Origin of the sequence: Ancylobacter polymorphus, assembly GCF_030813495.1 — a bacterium.
GTDB classification, from domain to species: Bacteria; Pseudomonadota; Alphaproteobacteria; order Rhizobiales; family Xanthobacteraceae; genus Ancylobacter; species Ancylobacter polymorphus.
The window spans coordinates 383,529-397,373 of the sequence record NZ_JAUSUI010000004.1; the positions used below are offsets into that span (position 1 = coordinate 383,529).

Below are 13,845 nucleotides of genomic sequence, written 5' to 3' on the forward strand. Positions count from 1 at the left end.
TCATCGTAGTTACTGACCGCCTGTGCAAGTTGAGAAGTTCCCGCATGTCCTTCGCCTTGTGTCGTCCGTCGCCCCGTTCGCGGCCCCGCCGCCCTGGTCCGCAGCCCCTGGCGGCGGGCATGTTCCTTCCCGCTTCCGGTCCTTGCCGCCCGGCCGCGCGCGCGAAGGCCGGGGCGTTTCATGTCGGTGGGTGAGCGCGTCGACCTTTCCAATTGCGATCGCGAGCCGATCCACATTCCCGGCAGCGTGCAGTGCCATGGCTGCCTGATCGCCTGCGATCCGCAGGGCGGGGTGGTGCAGCGCCATTCCAGCAATGCGGCCGAGATGCTCGCGCTGTCGGGCCCGCTCATCGGCCGCGATCTCGCCGATCTGCTCGGCTCCCGAGCCGCCACCCGCATCCGCGAGGCGCTGGCGCGGGGTTCGGACCCGTCGTCTCCGGCGCTGCTGTTCAATGTCGAACTGGCGTCCGGCGGGCGGTTCGACGTGTCCGCCCATGTGTTCAGGGGCGTCAGCCTCATCGAGTTCGAGGTCGCCTCGGCCGAGGACGGGCCGGCGCTCGACCTCGCCCGCTCTATGTTCGCCCGGGTGCGGGGTGAGAAGGACATCGACAGGCTGCTCGAACATTCCTCGCGGCTGATCCGCAGCCTGCTCGGCTATGACCGGGTGATGATCTACCAGTTCGCCGAGGACGGCGCCGGGCAGGTGGTGAGCGAGGACAGGCGCGAGGATCTGGAGAGCTTCCTGCACCAGTGGTTCCCCGCCAGCGACATTCCCCAGCAGGCGCGCTCCCTCTATGTCCGCAACATCGTCCGCGTCATCGGCGATGCCAATGGCGAGCGCTGCCCGCTGGTGCCGGAGGAAACCCCGCTCGACGACCCGCTGGACCTGTCCTTCGCGCATCTGCGCTCGGTGTCGCCGATCCATCTCGAATATCTGCGCAATATGGGGGTGGCCGCCTCCATGTCGATTTCCGTCATCGTCGACGGCCAGCTCTGGGGGCTGGTGGCGTGCCATCATTACGCGCCGCGCGTGCTGCCCATGGCGGAGCGGGTGGCGGCGGAGATGTTCGGCGCCTTCTTCGCCCTGCATCTGCAGGCGCTGAAGCAGAAGCGCACGCTCGATGTCGCCACCATGGCGCGCCGCGCGCTCGACCGCGTGCTGGGCCTCGCCTCGCAGGAGGAGGATATTGGCGGATTGCTGCGCACCAATCTCGCCGACTTCGCCAAGCTGATGCCCTGCGACGGCATCGGCCTGTGGCTCGGCGGGCAGTGGAGCGCGGATGGCGCGGTGCCTCCGGCCTCGGACATTCCGGGGCTTGCCAATTTCATCGGCGAGCGGGCCGAGGGCAAGGTGTGGGCGAGCCACGAGCTCTCCGCCATCTGGCCGCGCGCGGAAACGTTCTGCGCCGAGGCGTCCGGCGTGCTGGCGCTGCCGCTGTCGCAGCTGCCGCGCGACTATCTCTTGTTCTTCCGCAAAGAGATCGTCCACACGCTGGACTGGGCCGGCCGGCCGGAAAAGACCTATGAGACCGGCCCGCTCGGCGACCGGCTGACCCCGCGCAAGAGCTTCGCCATCTGGAAGGAAACGGTGCGCGGCAAGGCGAGCCCGTGGACCGATGCCGACCGCGAGATCGCCGAGGCGGCGCGCTCCACGCTGGTGGAAATCGTGCTGCGCCATAATGAACTGATGGCCGATGAGCGCGACAAGGCCGATACCCGCCAGCGCCTGCTCAATGAAGAGCTGAACCACCGGGTGAAGAACATTCTCGCGGTCATTAAGTCGCTGGTGGAGCACTCGCTGCGCGACGGCCGCAGCACGCAGGATTATGTCGAGAGCCTGCGCGGCCGGGTGCAGGCGCTGGCCATCGCCCATGACCAGGTGGTGCGCGGGGCGGGCGGCGGATCGCTCGGCGACCTCTTGCGCGCCGAACTCTCGCCCTATGGCGGCGACGGGTCCCGGCTGACGCTGAGCGGCCCCACCGTCTGGCTCGACGCGCGCGCCTTCTCGGTCATGGCGCTGGTGCTGCACGAACTTTCCACCAACGCCGCCAAATATGGCGCGCTCTCGCGGCTCGGCGGCCGGCTGGAGGTGGCGTGGCGCGTCACCCCGGAGGGCGATTGCGAGGTGATGTGGCGCGAGCAGGGCGGCCCGGAGGTGGTGGCCACCGGAAGGCGCGGCTTCGGCATGGCGCTGATCGAGCGCAGCGTGCCCTATGATCTCGGCGGCACCAGCCGGCTGGAATTCGCCCCCGCCGGGCTGGTGGCGCATCTGCGCCTGCCTGCCCGCCATATCTCCACCTCGTCGGGCGAGGCGGGGGAGGGGTTGGAGGGTGACAATCTCGGCGCCGCCCCGGCGCAGCCGGAGCCGCTGTCGGAGCTGGGCGTGCTGCTGGTGGAAGACCAGATGCTCATCGCCATGGATGTGGAGATGATGCTGAACGATGCCGGCATCGACAATGTGGTGACGGCGCCTTCCGCCGCCGAGGCGCTGCGCCGGCTGCAGGATTTCACGCCCGATGTGGCGGTGCTCGATGTCAATCTCGGCGCCGGCACCTCGGCCCCGGTGGCGCAGGAACTCCAGCGCCTCGGCGTGCCCTTCCTCTTCGCCACCGGCTATGGCGACCGTTCGATGATTCCGGCGGGCTGCGAGGGCGTGCCGGTGCTGCCCAAGCCTTATGAGAGCGAACCGCTGATGAAGGCGTTGCGCGAGATCTGGGAGCGCCGGGCGGCGTAAATCGTTGACGTCTCGAAAGCCGACGGCCTTTCGCGCCAAGCGCTCTAAGCGCGCTTCTTCTCGACCGGCTCCGTGCCGTAATAGGCGAGGAAGATCGCGACGGCCCGGTCCACCGTGGCTTCGATCTGCGCGGGTGTGGGCTGCTGCTCGGTGCCGAACAGCAGGCCCTTCACCTGATTGCTCTGGCACAGATTGAAGAACACATAGGCGGCAGCGAGATCGTCATCGATGGCGAGCCGGCCGAGATCGGCCTGCTGGCGCAGCAGTTCGCCCAGCCGCTGGCCGCCATGGCAGGGGCCGGCCTCAAAGAAGGTGCGGCCCACGCGCGGAAACCGCTCCGCCACCGCGATCACCATGCGCACCAGACGAATATGGTCCGGCTGCACCATCATGCTCATGAAGGAAATGCCGATCCGGCGCAGCAGGCTCGCCACATCGTCGATCGAAGGGTCGACCACGAACAGGTGCTCGGCGGAGCGGGCGCGGTCATTGTGCACCAGCGCCTCGAACAGCTCTTCCTTGCTGTTGAAATAGACATAGATCGTCGCCTTGGAGACGCTGGCCGCCTTGGCCACCTCGTCCATGCTGGCCGCGTCGAAGCCCTTTTCGAAAAAGACCTTCCGCGCGCCGTCGATGATGTCGCGGCGCTTGGACGATTCCGGCTCGGTGCGCGCAGGCGCGGCGGGCGTTTCGATGTCTGTCATGCTCATGGCTATCCCCTGCCCCTGATAGGGCGCGCGGAACGCTGTTGTCAAAGCTCTTGACTAAACTGTTTAGTTTGATATGTAAAGCGTCAGAGTGAACTGAACGGTTTAGTTACGTTACGGAGGGTGGTCATGGCGCAGGCTGAGATCAGGGCAGTGCCGGAGACGGCGGCGCGTGAATCCGCCGAGCCGATCCCGCTCACCGCGCGCAAGCCGGCGCCGGACGCGGCCACGCGCGTCTCATCTTCCACTGACGCGGCACCCAAGCCGCCGCGCTCGCGCAAGAAGCTGATCCTTGGAGCGATCCTGCTCGCCGTGCTGGCGGGCGGGGGCTTTTATGGTGCCGATTGGTGGCGCGTGGGCCGGTTCATGGTCTCCACCGACGATGCCTATGTCGGTGCCGACACCTCGATCCTCGCCGCCAAGGTGGCGGGCCATGTCGTCGCGCTCGATGTCGAGACCAACCAGAACGTCAAGGCCGGCGATGTCATCGCCCGCATCGACGATGGCGACTACCGGCTCGCCCTCAAGGCGGCGGAGGACAAGATCGCCACCCAACAGGCGACGATCGACCGCTATGGCCAGCAGATGGAGGCGGCGCGGGCGGAGATCGACCAGGCGCAGGCGGAACTCGCCTCCCAGCAGGCCGAACTTCAGCGCGCCGATCTCGAACTCACCCGCCAGACCCAGCTGATGAAGGACCAGTTCTCCAGCCGCGCCACGCTGGAGACGGCGCGCGCCGATCGCGACAAGGCGCAGGCCGCCGTCGATGCCGCCAAGGCCAAGGTGGTCTCCGCCCAGGCCAATGTCGCCGTGCTCGACGCCCAGCGCACCGAGGCGCTGCGCACGCTGGATGAGCTGAATACCGCCCGCGAGCAGGCCCAGCGCGACCTCGACTTCACCGTCGTCAAGGCGCCGTTCGATGGCGTCGTCGGCAATCGCGCGGTGCAGCTCGGCCAGCTGGTGCAGGCCGGCACGCGCATCGCCGCGCTGGTGCCGATGGCGCAGGTCTATGTCGACGCCAATTTCAAGGAGACCCAGCTCGGCCGGCTGCATCCCGGCCAGAAGGTCGATGTCGCGGTCGATGCCTATCCCGACGAGACCTTCCACGGCCGCGTGATCAGCGTCGCCCCGGCCTCCGGCTCGGTGTTCAGCCTGCTGCCGCCGGAAAACGCCACCGGCAATTTCACCAAGATCGTCCAGCGCGTCCCGGTGCGGATCGAGCTGGATGAGGCCGCCCGCGACAAGGCGGAGCTGCGCCCGGGCATGTCGGTGGTCGCCACCGTCGACACCCGCGGCTGAGCCTTCAGGAGGCGCGCATGTCCGACATCACAGCAACGCCCGGCGCCGCGCCGCGCGCGGCCTCCAGCGACGGGAGGCGCATGTTCGCCTTCCTGTGCATGGTGTTCGGCATGTTCATGGCGATCCTGGACATCCAGATCGTCTCCGCCTCGCTCTCGGAAATCCAGGCCGGCCTCGCCGCGTCCTCCGACGAAATCTCCTGGGTGCAGACCAGCTACCTCATCGCCGAGGTGGTGATGATCCCGCTGTCCGGCTTCCTGTCGCGGGCGCTGTCGACGCGCTGGCTGTTCGCCGCCTCGGCGGTGGGCTTCACCGTCATGAGCTTCATGTGCGCCACCGCGACCTCGATCGACCAGATGATCGTCTATCGCGCGCTGCAGGGCTTTCTCGGCGGCGGCATGATCCCGACCGTGTTCGCCGCCGCCTATTCCGTGTTTCCGCGCGAGAAACAGGGCGTGGTGGCGCCGCTCATCGGCCTGGTGGCGACGCTGGCGCCCACCATCGGCCCGACCATCGGCGGCTATCTCACCGATTTGTTCTCCTGGCACTGGCTGTTTCTCGTCAACATCATCCCCGGCATCTTCGTCGTCATCACCACGGTGACGCTGGTGGATTTCGACGAGCCCGACCTCGCTCTGCTCGACCGCTTCGACTGGTGGGGTCTTTTGTTCATGGCCGGCTTTCTCGGCAGCCTGGAATTCGTGCTGGAGGAGGGGCCGACCAATGACTGGTTCGAGGACCACTGGATCGTCATTTTCGCCGTGCTCGGCGCGGTGTCGGCGGTGGCGTTCTTCGCCCGCGTCTTCATGGCGCGCGAGCCGGTGGTCGATCTGCGCGCCTTCGCCAACCGCAATTTCGCCGTCGGCTCCGCCTTCAGCTTCGTGGTCGGCATCGGGCTTTACGGGCTGACCTATCTCTACCCGCTCTATCTCGCCCGGGTGCGGGGCTATTCGGCGCTGATGATCGGCGAGACCATGTTCGTCTCCGGCCTCGCCATGTTCCTGTGTGCGCCCATCGCCGGCCGGCTGATGGGCAAGGTCGATCCGCGCGCCATGATCGCCTTCGGCTTCGCCGCCTTCGCCCTCGGCACCTGGCAGGTGACCGGGCTGACCAAGGACTGGGATTTCTGGGAGCTGCTGGTGCCGCAGATCCTGCGCGGCGTCGGCATCATGATGGCGATGATCCCGATCAACAACATCTCGCTCGGCACCCTGCCGCCGGACCAGCTGAAGAACGCCTCCGGCCTGTTCAACCTGATGCGCAATCTCGGCGGCGCGGTGGGGCTCGCCCTCATCAATACCGTGCTCAACGACCGCTGGGACCTGCACCTCGCCCGCCTGCACGAGAATGTGCAATGGGCGAATGCGGCGGCGGTGGAACGGCTCGATTCCATGACCCGCGCGCTGTCCGCGCTCGGCTCGGATGCCGGCACGGCGGCGCTGAAGCGGATGGCGGGGCAGGTGCGTATCCAGGCCGAGGTGATGGCGTTTTCCGACGTGTTCCTCGTGCTCACCGTGCTGTTCGTCGCCCTGTTCTTCGCCGCCCCGCTGCTGCGCCGTCCGACGCACAAGGTGGAGGGCGGGCACTGAAGTCTTCGCTTCCCCGTCCGGCCGCACGGACGTGACGGGGGTCGAAGGTCATGGCCGGGCGACGCCCGGTCCACCGCGCCGTCGGGAGGCCGCCCCCTCTTCCTGATGACGCGCGGCCCGGCGACCGCCCGGCCATGACGCACTCGCCTCCCGCTTTCGCCGCCCCAGAGGCTCCGCTTACCCCCGCCCTTGCCGTTTTCCCCGCGCTCGGCTATGACCTTGCGCCAGAGCAACCTCGCGAGAGCCGAGCCGTGACGAATTCGTCCGCCCGCCGTTCTTCCGCGACCCCGACCGCGCTGCGGTTTGCGGGGAAGGTTCTCCTTGCGTCCGGGCTCCTTCTTCTTAGCCGCCCCTGAGGGCCGGCCGGGCTTCGCGCCTGGGCGCTCAGGGGATGACGCCTCCCGCCACACTGTCAGACAGGCAACGGACGATGCCGCACGGGCCAGAAGGCCCTGCCGCTCCCGGTGCCGGAGCCGAGAAGGAAGCCCACATGTCCAACCCTCATGAACGCGTCGTCATTTTCGACACCACGCTGCGCGACGGCGAGCAGTGCCCCGGCGCCTCGATGACGCTGGAAGAGAAGCTGGAAGTTGCCGATCTCCTCGACACGATGGGCGTCGATGTGATCGAGGCCGGCTTCCCCATCGCCTCCAATGGCGATTTCGAGAGCGTCGCCGAGATCGCCCGCCGCACCAAGCGCGCGGTGGTCGCGGGCCTCGCCCGCGCCATCCCCGCCGATATTGCCCGCGCCGGCGAGGCGGTGAAGTTCGCCCAGCGCCCGCGCATCCACACCTTCGTCTCCACCTCGCCGATCCATCTCGAACACCAGATGCGCAAGACGCAGGATCAGGTGATCGACATCATCACCGCGACGGTGACGCAGGCGCGCAACCTCGTCGACAACATCGAATGGTCGGCGATGGACGCCACCCGCACGCCCATCGACTATCTCTCGCGCTGCGTCGAGACGGCGGTGAAGGCCGGCGCCACCACCATCAACCTGCCGGACACGGTGGGCTATGCCACCCCGTCGGAATATGAGGCGATGTTCCGCCAGGTGCGCGCCTACATCCTCGACCGCGTGCCCAATGGCGAGCAGATCATCTTCTCCGCCCATTGCCATGACGATCTCGGCCTCGCCGTGGCCAATTCGCTGGCGGCGCTGGCCGGCGGCGCGCGGCAGATCGAATGCACGATCAACGGCCTCGGCGAACGTGCCGGCAATGCGGCGCTGGAAGAGGTGGTGATGGCCATCCGCACCCGCGGCGATGTGCTGCCCTATGCCACCGGCATCGAGAGCACCATGCTGACCCGCGCCTCCAAGCTGGTCTCGGCCGTCACCTCCTTCCCGGTGCAGTACAACAAGGCGATCGTCGGCCGGAACGCCTTCGCGCATGAGAGCGGCATCCATCAGGATGGCATGCTCAAGAACAACACCACCTATGAGATCATGACCCCCGACAGCGTCGGCGTGTCCAAGACCTCGCTTGTCATGGGCAAGCATTCCGGCCGCGCCGCCTTCCGCGACAAGCTGAAGGCGCTGGGCTACGAGCTGGGCGAGAACGCGCTGAACGACGCTTTCAGCCGCTTCAAGGAACTCGCCGACCGCAAGAAGGTGGTCTATGACGAGGACATCGAGGCGCTGGTCGATCACGAGATCGCCGCCGCCCATGACCGCATGAAGCTGGTGTCGCTCAGCGTCATCGCCGGCAGCCACGGCCCGCAGCGCGCCACCATGAAGATGAAGGTGGACGGCATCCTCGTCACCGAGGAATGCGAGGGCAATGGCCCGGTGGATGCGGTGTTCAACTGCATCAAGGCCATCGTCCCGCATGAGGCCAAGCTCGCGCTCTATCAGGTCCATGCCGTGACCGAGGGCACGGACGCGCAGGCCGAAGTGTCGGTGCGGCTGGAGGACGGCGACAAGGCGGTGACCGGGCGCGGTTCCGACCCCGACACGCTGGTCGCGTCGGCGCAGGCCTACATCATCGCGCTGAACAAGCTGGCGACCAAGCGCGGCAGTCTGAACGCGCAGGCGCAGCCGGCGGCGGAGTGAGCGGGCGCCGAAGGGCGTGATTTAAGGAAAGAGCCCCGGCACCGCCGGGGCTCTTTTGTTTGGAAGGCGTGCTTGTCGGGGCCGGCAGTCCCGGCAAGGTCCGCTGGCTCTTGCCGGGAATGTCCGTCGTCCCGGTCGAGGCTCGCGCTTACTGCGCGCCGGGCGGCACGGGCGGCTGACCGGGACCGCCGGGGCCACCCGGACCGCCCGCCCCGCCGCCGGGCGGGCGCGGCTGACCCTGCGGCGGACGCGCGGGCTGGTTCGGCCCGGGCTGGCCCTGCGGGGGACGGGCCTGCTGTGCCCCCGGCTGCTGCGGCGGCTTCTGCTGACGCTGCTGCATCTGCTGTTGCCTCTGCTCCTGCCGCTGCTGCTGAGCGTCCTGCTTCTGCTGGCGCTCCTGCTGGCGGGCGCGCTGCTGCTCCTGCTGGGCCTCCTGCTTCTGCTCCTGCTGGGCCTCCTGCTTCTGCTGCCGCTGCTGCTGGTTCTGCTGCTGTCTGGCGCGCTGCTGCTCCTGCTGGGCGTCCTGCTTCTGCTGGCGCTCCTGCTGCTGACGCTCGCGCACCTCCTGGTTCCGCTTCGCCCGGTCGGCATTGTTCTGCGGCGCCGGATTGGGAGCCGGTCTCGCCGCCGCCGGCGGTTGACCGGGAACGGGGCGTGGGGCGCCCGGCGGGCTTTGCACCGCGCCGGGGGCAGCCGGAGCATTGGGCGCGGCACCGGGCGCAGCGGGGCCCGGCTGGCCGGGGCCAGCATCGGGACCACTGTTCGGCCCGCCCGGCCGGGGCGGTGTCGTTGCCGGCGCAACCGGGCCGCCGGGCCGGCCGGGGCCAACATCGGGGCCATTGTTCGGCCCGCCCGGCCGGGGCGGTGTCGTTCCCGGCGCAACCGGGCCGCCGGGCCGGCCGGGGCCGGCATCGGGGCCATTGTTCGGCCCGCCCGGCCGGGGCGGCGTGGTTCCGGGCGCAGCGGGGCCCGGCTGGCCGGGGCCATTGTTCGGCCCGCCCGGCCGGGGCGGCGTGGTTCCGGGCGCAGCGGGGCCCGGCTGGCCGGGGCCAGCGTCGGGGCCGTCATTCGGACCACCCGGACGGGGCGGAGTCGTTCCGGGCGCACCAGGTCCGCCGGGCCGGCCGGGGCCAACACCGGGCGCACCAGGACCGCCGGGACGTGGGCCGGGCTGGTTTTCCACCCGGTCGACCACACGCTGCGCCTTGGCGCGCTGCTGCGCGCGCAGCTTCTCATAGACGGCGCGGCGCTGCTCCAGCGCCTCGCGCTGCTGACGCTGGAAAGCCTCGGCGCGCCCATCCGCCTGCCGCCGCTCCTCCAGCAGCCGGTCGGCCCGTTCGCGCTCCAGAAGCTGCACCTGCTGACGGAAGCGGTCGGGGTTCTCGAAGCGGCGTTCGCGCAGATCGCGCCGGTTGTCGGGGGTCAGCACGTTGAGCAGCGCCGCCGAGGGCGCGAGCCAGCCCGGCACGTCCCGGTCCTCGCGCACATATTGCCGGATCAGCGGCCGGCGGTCGGGCTCGATCTCGCGCACATAGCGCGGCGGCGGGCCGCGCCGGTCGCGGAAATCGAGGCGCGGCGCGAAAATGCCGAGCCGGCCGCCATTGTTGCCGTCGAAGAACATGTCGTCGCGATTGTCGACATAATAGACCTCGCGCGTCACCAGCCGCTCGCGCACCGGCGCGTCAAAGACGCGATAGCCGAAGCCGCGATTGACGTAATAGCCATCGTCCCAGCTCGGCTCATAGATGTCCGGGGCGGCCTGCAGATAGATGTTGATCTGCGGGATCGGCGCGACATGAACGGCGATATCCTCCGCCGCCATGTAGCGGTCCTCGATAAACACCCAGCTTTCCGCCACCGGCGGGGCATAATGCGCGGGCCGGCCGACGGCATAGCCGGGGCGATCCGGCGCGATCGGCGCCCAGCCGGTGCGCCCGCCGCCGCGCCGCCACGTCACCCAGGCCGGCGCCCAGGTGTCGCCCGGCACCCAGAACCAGCCATAGGCGGGGTCATAGCCCCAGCGGCCATAATGATAGGTCGCCCAGCCGAAGGGCTCATAGGATTCCCAGTACCAGCCATATTGCTCGGTCCACACCCAGCGCCCTTCCTGATAGGGGCGCCAGCCCGGGCCGACATCGCTGGGAATGAAGACATAATCGTAATCGGGATGGGCGACCCAGGTGCCGAAGCGGCCCAGCTGGTCGTAGAACAGGTTCACGTCCATCGTCGCGGCGCCGCCCTGCGGTCCGGCCTGCGCCAGCCGGATCGGCGCGTTCTGCGCGAGGGCGGGCAGGGTGGCGACGCCGGCGAGAAGGCTCGCGCCGATTCCGGCGGCGAGCAGGGGGCGTGTCAGGCGAAGCATGGGCACCTCCGGCAGCTTTGCGGTGCTCCTTAACGCCGCTGCGGTGCAATGGTTTCAAATAATGACGGCGTATCTTGGCCGGTCCAGCGAGGCAAAACGCAGCCGGGAAAGAAAGCGTCAAAAATATGATGTCGCCATGTCTGGCGCCATCTATCTCCAATGCAAGATGTCGCAAGGTGAGTGGCGCGGTTATTTTCAGCCGGTGGCTTGCCGCCAGATAATGTCCTGCAGGTTGCGTAAGGTGTCGTGGCGATCGCCCAGTGCAACGCCGTCCAGCGCCGTCACCGGGCGGAGGAAGCGCACGGAATTGGTCAGGAACACCGCGTCCGCCCCGGTGAGCGCCGCCGGCGCCAGCGGGCGTTCCTCAACGGCGAGGCCCAGCCGCGGGGCGGCCTCGATCACCAGCGCGCGCATGATGCCGGGCAGGCAGCCCTCGCTGAGCGACGGCGTCACCAGCCGCCCGGCGATGAGCGCGAACAGATTGGCGATGGTGGTGCAGGCGACCCGGCCCCGCGTGTTGAGGATCAGTGCGTCGTCCACCCCCGCCGCCGCCGCCTCCCGCGCGGCGAGGATATGGTCGAGATAGCCCAGCGTCTTGAGGTTGGCGGTGGGCGAGAATTCGTTGCGCCGCCCGGTGGCGGTGACCAGCCGCGCCGGCTGGCCGATGAGGGCAGGGGACCAGGGCGCGCGCGTCACCACGACGGTCGGCGCCCCCGCGCTCGCCGGCCACAGGCCCCGCGCCGCCATGCCGCGCGTCACCGTGGTGCGCAGAATGGCCGGCTCCGGCGTCAGGGCCGCGTCGAGCGCCGCCTCGACCGCCGCCGCCTCCAGCACGATGCCGATCCGCTGCGCCGCCGCCGCCAGCCGGCCGACATGGCGCGCGCGGGCGAAGACCGCCCCGTCCAGCGCCAGCGCGGTGTCGAACACCCCGTCGCCGAGGGTGAAGCCGCGATCCTCGACGCTGACGACCTCGCTCACGCCGCGCTCTCCCGCGCCCGCGCCAGCCGAAGGAAATTCCCCATCAGCTCGTAGCCCTGCGGGGTCAGCACCGATTCCGGGTGGAACTGCACGCCATAGGTCGGGTGGGTGCGATGGGCGAGGCCCATGATCTCGCCATCCTCGCTCCAGGCGGTGGCGATCAGCGGCGCGCCCTCGTCCAGTTCCACCGCCAGCGAATGGTAGCGCCCGGCCGGCAGCGGCGAGGGCAGGCCGGCAAACACATCCGTTCCGGCATGGCGCAGCAGCGAGGCGCGCCCGTGCATCGGTTCCTTCGCCCGCACCACACGCCCGCCAAAGGCCTGGCCGATGCACTGGTGGCCGAGGCAGATGCCGAGAATCGGCAGCATCCCCGAAAGCGCCCGCACCGCTTCCAGAGAGATGCCGGCCTCGTTCGGCGAACAGGGGCCGGGCGAGATCACCAGCGCCTCCGGTGCCCGCGCCTCGATCGCCGCGAGGTCCAGTGCATCGTTGCGGGCAACCTCTACCTCTTCGCCCAGTTCAGTGAGATAGCGCGCGACGTTGAAGACGAAGCTGTCGTAATTGTCGATCAGCAGGATCACGCCAGCGCCTCCGGTGTGAAAGCGCGAAACAGCCGTTCCGCCTTGGTCAGGCTCTCGGCGTGTTCGGCGGCAGGGTCGGAGAGGGTGGTGATGCCGCCGCCGACGCCGAAGCTGGCGCACCCGCCTTCCACCGTCACGGTGCGGATGGCGATGTTGAAATCCATGGCGCCGTCGAAGCCGATAGTGCCGATGGAGCCGCAATACACCCCGCGCGGCCGGCCTTCCAGTTCGCGGATGATTTCCATGGCGCGGATCTTCGGCGCGCCGGTGATCGAGCCGCCGGGAAAGGAGGCGGCCAACAGGTCCAGCCCGTCGCGGCCCTCCTTCAATTCGCCTGTCACCACCGAGACGAGGTGGTGGACATTGGCATAGGTCTCCAGCCCGCACAGGCGCGGCACCTTCACCGTGCCGGGCCGGCACACGCGCGAGAGATCGTTGCGCAGCAGGTCGACGATCATCACATTCTCCGCGCGGTCCTTCTCGCTGGCGGCGAGCGCACGGCCGCGAAAGGCGTCGAGCGTCGGCTCCACCGAGCGCGGCAGCGTGCCCTTGATCGGGCGCGTCTCCACTTCCTCGCCGACGAGCTTGACGAAGCGCTCCGGCGAGGAAGAGGCGATGACGCGGTCGTCATTGACGATCAGCGCGGCGAAAGTGGCGGGGTTGGCGCGGCGCAGCTGGTCATAGAGGGCGAAGGGGTCGAACGGACCCAGATCCGTTTCGAAGCGCTGGGTGAAATTGGCCTGGAAGATATCGCCGGCACGGATGTAGTCGATCACGCGGGCGACGGCGCGGCGATAGCTTTCCGCGTCGAAATTGGAACGCCAGTCGTGCGCGCGCACGGGGGCGCCGAGGGGGGCTTCCGGCGCATCCAGCCGGGCGCTGGCCTCATTGAGCCGCTCGCGGGCGCGGCGGGCGCGGCGGGCGGGGTCCGCCTCCGGCCAGCCGGTGGAAATGAGGAAGGCCCGTTCCGCCACAACGTCGAAGGCGGCGACGAGATCGTAGAAGCCGAGGTCGATTTCCGGCCCCTCGCCGGGCTCGGCCTGCGGGGTGGGGAAGCGGTCGAACAGCCGGCCGGCCTCATAGGCGATATAGCCCGCCGCCCCGGCCTGAAACCCGGCCTCGCCCGGCAGCCGGGGCTGGGCGTAGGTTTTCAGCCGGGCGCGCAGCGCCTCCAGCGGCGTTGCGTCTTCGCGCACCCCGTTCCAGAGCGCGACACCGCCGTCGCTGCGGAAACGACCGAAAGGTTCGGCCATGACATAGGACCAGCGCCCGAGCACGGGGTGGCGCATGGCGCTGTCGAGAAAGGTCAGCCCCGGCACCGGCACGCCATCGCGATGGCCGAGCCGGCGCGCGGCCAGCCAGGGCTCCTGCCAGGCGATTTCGACGACGAGGGGAGGCGGCTCCTGAATCATGCCGCGAATATGGAACGTCGCGCGCCCGGTTCCTAGGGCAGTGATGCGCCCGCCGCCCGCCAACCAGGGATATCTCTGGCGCGCCGTGTTTTCTAAGCCAAAGGGCCACTTGACGCTGGGTTGCGCGG

9 protein-coding genes are annotated in these 13,845 nt (G+C 69.0%); 4 read left to right on the forward strand and 5 right to left on the reverse strand.

The genetic code is table 11. The features are described from left to right. Positions 1-180 precede the first annotated feature (180 nt). Positions 181-2,733, forward strand: coding sequence for an HWE histidine kinase domain-containing protein (locus tag J2S75_RS11525; RefSeq protein ID WP_307019995.1), 2,553 nt, complete (start codon positions 181-183; stop codon positions 2,731-2,733). Between the two features lie 44 nt (positions 2,734-2,777). Here J2S75_RS11525 and J2S75_RS11530 read toward each other — a convergent pair whose 3' ends face one another. Beyond that, positions 2,778-3,443: a TetR/AcrR family transcriptional regulator gene (locus tag J2S75_RS11530; RefSeq protein ID WP_307019996.1), complete on the reverse strand. Its 666-nt coding sequence runs from the start codon at positions 3,441-3,443 to the stop codon at positions 2,778-2,780. Positions 3,444-3,569: 126 nt separating this feature from the next. On the opposite strand from J2S75_RS11530, the gene J2S75_RS11535 reads away from it, so the two are divergent. The 3 genes from J2S75_RS11535 to J2S75_RS11545 all read left to right on the forward strand — a co-directional run bounded on the left by J2S75_RS11535 (position 3,570) and on the right by J2S75_RS11545 (position 8,384). Next, complete coding sequence (locus tag J2S75_RS11535) at positions 3,570-4,739, forward strand: HlyD family secretion protein (RefSeq protein ID WP_307019997.1); 1,170 nt, start codon at positions 3,570-3,572, stop codon at positions 4,737-4,739. Between the two features lie 17 nt (positions 4,740-4,756). Continuing rightward, entirely contained in the window at positions 4,757-6,328 is a 1,572-nt protein-coding gene (locus J2S75_RS11540) for a DHA2 family efflux MFS transporter permease subunit (RefSeq protein WP_307019998.1), read from the forward strand. 490 nt (positions 6,329-6,818) lie between these two features. Then, on the forward strand, positions 6,819-8,384 hold the full coding sequence (locus tag J2S75_RS11545; protein WP_307019999.1) for a 2-isopropylmalate synthase: 1,566 nt from the start codon (positions 6,819-6,821) through the stop codon (positions 8,382-8,384). Between the two features lie 148 nt (positions 8,385-8,532). Here the strand turns inward: J2S75_RS11545 and J2S75_RS11550 are convergent, their stop codons facing one another. The 4 genes from J2S75_RS11550 to pabB form a co-directional block, all read right to left on the reverse strand. Then, positions 8,533-10,746: a DUF6600 domain-containing protein gene (locus tag J2S75_RS11550; protein WP_307020000.1), complete on the reverse strand. Its 2,214-nt coding sequence runs from the start codon at positions 10,744-10,746 to the stop codon at positions 8,533-8,535. A 195-nt stretch (positions 10,747-10,941) separates the two neighbouring features. Next, a complete protein-coding gene (locus J2S75_RS11555) occupies positions 10,942-11,724 on the reverse strand; it encodes an aminotransferase class IV (RefSeq protein WP_307020001.1) in 783 nt (260 codons plus the stop codon). Continuing rightward, a complete protein-coding gene (locus J2S75_RS11560; protein ID WP_307020002.1) occupies positions 11,721-12,305 on the reverse strand; it encodes an anthranilate synthase component II in 585 nt (194 codons plus the stop codon). Before J2S75_RS11560 ends, J2S75_RS11555 begins: the two co-directional genes overlap by 4 nt. Further along, on the reverse strand, positions 12,302-13,717 hold the full coding sequence (gene pabB / locus J2S75_RS11565; protein ID WP_307020003.1) for an aminodeoxychorismate synthase component I: 1,416 nt from the start codon (positions 13,715-13,717) through the stop codon (positions 12,302-12,304). The genes J2S75_RS11560 and pabB overlap by 4 nt, the downstream gene beginning before the upstream one ends. Between the last annotated feature and the right edge of the window lie 128 nt (positions 13,718-13,845).

Coding starts and splice junctions, on each gene's coding strand:
- J2S75_RS11525 (WP_307019995.1), top strand. CDS start 181: ATGTCGGTGGGTGAGCGCGTCGACCTTTCCAATTGCGATCGCGAGCCG.
- J2S75_RS11530 (WP_307019996.1), bottom strand. CDS start 3,443: ATGAGCATGACAGACATCGAAACGCCCGCCGCGCCTGCGCGCACCGAG.
- J2S75_RS11535 (WP_307019997.1), top strand. CDS start 3,570: ATGGCGCAGGCTGAGATCAGGGCAGTGCCGGAGACGGCGGCGCGTGAA.
- J2S75_RS11540 (WP_307019998.1), top strand. CDS start 4,757: ATGTCCGACATCACAGCAACGCCCGGCGCCGCGCCGCGCGCGGCCTCC.
- J2S75_RS11545 (WP_307019999.1), top strand. CDS start 6,819: ATGTCCAACCCTCATGAACGCGTCGTCATTTTCGACACCACGCTGCGC.
- J2S75_RS11550 (WP_307020000.1), bottom strand. CDS start 10,746: ATGCTTCGCCTGACACGCCCCCTGCTCGCCGCCGGAATCGGCGCGAGC.
- pabB (WP_307020003.1), bottom strand. CDS start 13,717: ATGATTCAGGAGCCGCCTCCCCTCGTCGTCGAAATCGCCTGGCAGGAG.